General features: G+C 70.8%; 5 protein-coding genes. 1 reads left to right on the forward strand and 4 read right to left on the reverse strand.

The window, feature by feature from the left end; all coding sequences use genetic code 11:
* On the reverse strand, nt 1-700 hold a 700-nt coding region (locus ACWC91_RS41225), incomplete at its 3' end, for a type III polyketide synthase (RefSeq protein WP_450726374.1).
* Nucleotides 701-849: 149 nt separating this feature from the next.
* On the opposite strand from ACWC91_RS41225, the gene ACWC91_RS41230 reads away from it, so the two are divergent.
* On the forward strand, nt 850-1719 hold the full coding sequence (locus ACWC91_RS41230; protein ID WP_376408446.1) for a UbiA family prenyltransferase: 870 nt from the start codon (nt 850-852) through the stop codon (nt 1717-1719).
* Nucleotides 1720-2552: 833 nt separating this feature from the next.
* On the opposite strand, the gene ACWC91_RS41235 is transcribed toward ACWC91_RS41230, so the two are convergent.
* The 3 genes from ACWC91_RS41235 to ACWC91_RS41245 form a co-directional block, all read right to left on the reverse strand.
* The gene (locus tag ACWC91_RS41235) at nt 2553-2933 is read right to left on the reverse strand and encodes a hypothetical protein (protein ID WP_376408449.1); all 381 of its coding nucleotides are present in this window, start codon (nt 2931-2933) and stop codon (nt 2553-2555) included.
* Nucleotides 2933-3610 (reverse strand): Asp23/Gls24 family envelope stress response protein, encoded by a 678-nt coding sequence (locus tag ACWC91_RS41240; protein WP_376549541.1) that lies wholly within the window; start codon nt 3608-3610, stop codon nt 2933-2935. The genes ACWC91_RS41235 and ACWC91_RS41240 overlap by 1 nt, the downstream gene beginning before the upstream one ends.
* Nucleotides 3601-3972 (reverse strand): RNA polymerase sigma factor (locus tag ACWC91_RS41245; protein WP_450726377.1); only part of this gene is annotated, 372 nt, incomplete at its 5' end. The genes ACWC91_RS41240 and ACWC91_RS41245, both read right to left, overlap by 10 nt.

Raw genomic sequence — 3972 nt, forward strand, 5'->3', positions numbered from 1 at the left:
AGCTCCTGATGTCCCAGCCCATGACGCGCCCGGTGTCCGGATACAGGTGGCTGCGGGTGTCCACGATCGTCGGGCCGACGGTCGCGTCCGGGCGGCCCGCGCCGCAGGCGACGACCGCGGCGGCGCCGTCGCCGAACAACCCGGTGGCGACCAGGTTGGCCACGGAGGCGTCGTTGCGCTGGAAGGTGAGCGAGCACAGTTCGACCGACAGCAGTACTGCCACGTGGTCGGGCCGGCCCAGCAGGTAGTCGTGCATACGGGCCAGGCCTGCAGCGCCACCGACGCAGCCCAGGCCGAAGAGGGGCAGTCTTGTGACGTCCGGCCGCAGTCCGAGGCGGCCGGCCACCCGTGCATCGATCGAGGGAACGGCGATGCCGGTGACGGAGGTGAAGATCAGCAGATCGACGTCGGCTGCGGACAGACCAGCCATCTGCAGTACGGCTCTCACTGCCTTGGCGCCCAGACCGGTGGCGGCGGCGATGAAGACGTCGTTGGCGGCGCCGAATCCGTCCAGTTCCTCGTACCGTTCCAGCGGCAGCGTCATGTGGCGCGAGCGGACCTTCGCACTGCGGTGCAGCCGGTCCAGGACCCGGCGGTCGGTGCCCTCGGGCAGGCAGGTGCGGGCCACCATGTCGGTGATCTCGGACTGGGTGCGACGGTGCGGTGCGAGGGCACCGTGAACGGCGGCGATCCGCGTCATGAGGTTCCCGTCCGGCTGTCGACTGGGGTGAGTTGCTCTGCACGTGTTCCCCGAACCCGGGCTCCGGCACCATGGATCGCCCGTCCGGCCGTTCGTCCCGGGGCGCGTGCTCCACGCATGTCGGGGCCGGGACTCCTACGATCGGCCGGGTGGGCACTCCTGAGCAGTCGACGGCCGGCGGTGTGGCCGCGATGTGGGCCGGCCGGTTGGGTGGCCTGGCCGGGTCGTGCCACCCCGGGCCTGTAGTGGCGGTCACCGCGTTGATGGCAGCCCTGGCCGTGACCGCCGGCCAGGGCGCCGCACGTTGTGTCCTGGCCACCGCCGCCGTTCTGAGCGGGCAGTTGTCCGTCGGCTGGTGCAACGACGCGTTCGACGCGCGCCGGGACATCGCCGCCGGCCGCCGTGGCAAACCCGTCGTCGACGGCGCGGTGGGCGCGACGCAGGTGTGGGTGGCCGCGTATGCCGCGCTGGCGCTGTGCGTGCCGTTGTCGTTCGCATGTGGCCTGTGGGCGGGCGTCGTTCACCTGGCTGGAGTGGCGGCGGCGTGGGCGTACAACCTGTGGCTCAAGGCGACAGCTTGGTCCTGGGCACCGTACGCGGTGGGTTTCGCCGCGCTCCCGGCGTTCGTGGCGCTGGGGCTCCCAGGGCAGCCCTGGCCGGCCTGGTGGGTTGTCACCGCCGGGGCGCTACTGGGGGTCGGTGCCCATCTGGGCGACGTGCTGCCGGACATCCGCGGGGATCTGGCGACGGGCGTACGGGGATTTCCGCACCGGCTGGGCCCGGACGGCGCGCGGCTGCTGCTGCCGGTACCGCTGGCGACCGCGTCCGCGGTTCTGACGCTGGGGCCCGCCGGACCACCCGGCAGATGGGGAGTGGTGGCACTCGTGGTGGCCGGCCTGGTCGCGGTGGCGGGGACGGTGCTGGGACGCCGCTGGGAGCGAGCGGCGTTCGCGGCAGCGGTCGCAGTGGCGGTGGTGGACGTGACGTTGCTGCTGGTACGCGGCATCGGGATCGCCTGACCGTTCGGCCTCGCCGACCGGCTCACACCGTACAAAACCCGCGCGCGGAAGCGGGAGTTCCCCAATCTCTGCCGCGGTTGCCGTCAGCTCGCGAGTGCTGTCCCCCGTCGTGACCACGTCGCGGTGACTTCGTTGACTTCTAGCCTCAAACTTTCGTGACGGTCTGCCAACGGAGTCGGCGGGCCATTCCGCTTTATGTGGCTGATGTTGGGGATGCCGGGGCCCGAGTGTCGCGTCGGGTGGGCGCCGGGTTCCACTTCTCAGGGTCGGGTGGTCCTGTCGTTGGGACGGGAAATCAGCTGGTCATCTTGGGTTCGGGAGTTGGGCGAGCCGGTCGAGGGCGGCCGTGATGCAGACGGTCCATGGCCAGCAGCCGGCAAGGTGGAGCACCCGACGGCGGCCGGTGGTGACGAGCTGTCCGGCCGCGGTGCACAGGCGGAACCTGGTCTCGATGAGCCACAACCAAGGAATCCGCTGGACCGCGCACGCAATCAGATTGACGTCATCGAGGAGCTGCGCCGCACAGCAGCGGCTGCCGTCTTCTCCCTTTGCAAACATCCGACGCGCAGTGAGCCGCCCTACAGCCGACATGCCTCGTGCTCAGATCGTGCCCATCGGTCGCTCTCGCCGTCGTGATCCTGTACATCGAGGACCATGTCCGGCAAATCCCGTTGGCCTACGCGGGCAGCCGGTATGCCCTTGCGCCTCTCGGTGGCCTGCAGCGAGGCAACTTCCCGGCTGCGGCCCGTAGGAGACCCACCTGTCAATAACGCCCGTCGTTTTAGATCTAGACGCAGCAGTCTGGCCTCGTCGCCGGCCGTCGCGTGCGGCGCTCAGACCGTGTGGTCCCGGGCGGCGATGCGGGTGACCGTGACTGTGACCGTCACGGTGACCGCTACCGGGGCGTCGTGTGCGGCGAGGTAGGAGAGGACAGCGGCCCGTACCTGGTCGTGGACATCTCGGGCGGTGTCCACCACTCTGTGGCCTTCAGTCAGGACGCAGCGCACCTCGATGTGCCATCCCGAGCCGTCGGGCATCCGGTCGATGCGGACACCTGCCTCGGGGGCATGTTGAGCTGTTGTCTCCGGCCATGTGGGCGAGGCCGCTGCCGCGAGGCGGTGGGCGAGGCGGGGTTGCAGGCCGGCCACGCCGGGAACCGCGAGGGCCGCTGCGGCCGCGACGCTGAGGGGAGGCGGCGTTCCGGTGGCAGCCATCAGGCACCACCGCCTGCGGTCTGACCGGAGCCCGCAGGACCGAGGGGCAAGGGCGGCTCCAGTACGTCGACCACGATGATGTCGACGGCCGTCACGTCCATCCCCAGGGCGTGTCCGGCGGCATCGACGATCGCCTCGCGTACTTGATCGACCCTGTCGGGCAGCGGGCGGTCGAGGACGGCGGCCAGGGTCATGGTCACCTGCACGCCGGTGGCGCCTGCGGGCGCGAGCCGGCAGGACACGGCCCTCGCCCCGGGGACCGTGTCCGCGGCATGCCGCAGCACTTTCGCCGCGGCGCTCTCGGCGATCAGCAGATCCAGCATCGTGTCGGCCAGTGGCAGCAGCCGCCCCAGCCGGACCTCGGCCCTGACGATGCTCATGACGCGGTCGGTCAGCGCCTGCAGGCCGGGAGGGCCCTTGGCACGCAGCGCCCGCGTGGCCGCGTTCAGCCTGGCCAGCCCCTCGACGGCCTCGCGGCACTGGGGACATGACATGGTGTGCGGATCCGCAGTCGGCGTCGCGTCCTGCGCCTGTTCCCAGACCTGGCTGAGCAGGCGGCCGCAGGTCAGTACCTCGTCACCGGCGAGCGGAGCCGCGTCATCGATGGCCGGGTGATCGGGAGGCCCGTCGTCTCCGGGCGGTTCGGAAGGCCGCGCGTGCGGGTCGTCTAGCGCCATGGGGCCATCGCCTCCTTCAGGGACCGGCGTGCCCTGAACAGTCTGCCGCGCACCGTCTGCTCACTGGTCTGTGTCACGACGGCGATCTCCTTGTAGGGCAGACCCTGCAGCTCCCGCAGGATCCAGCAGACACGCTGTCCGGCGTCCAGCTCGCCGAGCGCGCACGTCAAAGCGGCCGTTTCTGCGTCCTCCTCTGCGGCTCGGGCGGGCGAACTCCACTCGCCGCCCGTCGCGGGCTCGGCGACGGCGTCCAATGGAAGGGGTAGCGGTCGGCGGCGTCGCGAGTTCAGGCAACGGTTGACGGTGATGCGGTACATCCAGGTGGAGAACTCCGCATCGTGACGGTATTCCGGCAGCCGCCG

Source organism: Streptomyces sp. NPDC001204 (assembly GCF_053598035.1).

What these genes read in the sequence shown, in the direction of transcription:
- ACWC91_RS41240 (WP_376549541.1), bottom strand. Translation starts at nt 3,610, where the DNA reads ATGGCGCTAGACGACCCGCACGCGCGGCCTTCCGAACCGCCCGGAGAC.
- ACWC91_RS41235 (WP_376408449.1), bottom strand. Translation starts at nt 2,933, where the DNA reads ATGGCTGCCACCGGAACGCCGCCTCCCCTCAGCGTCGCGGCCGCAGCG.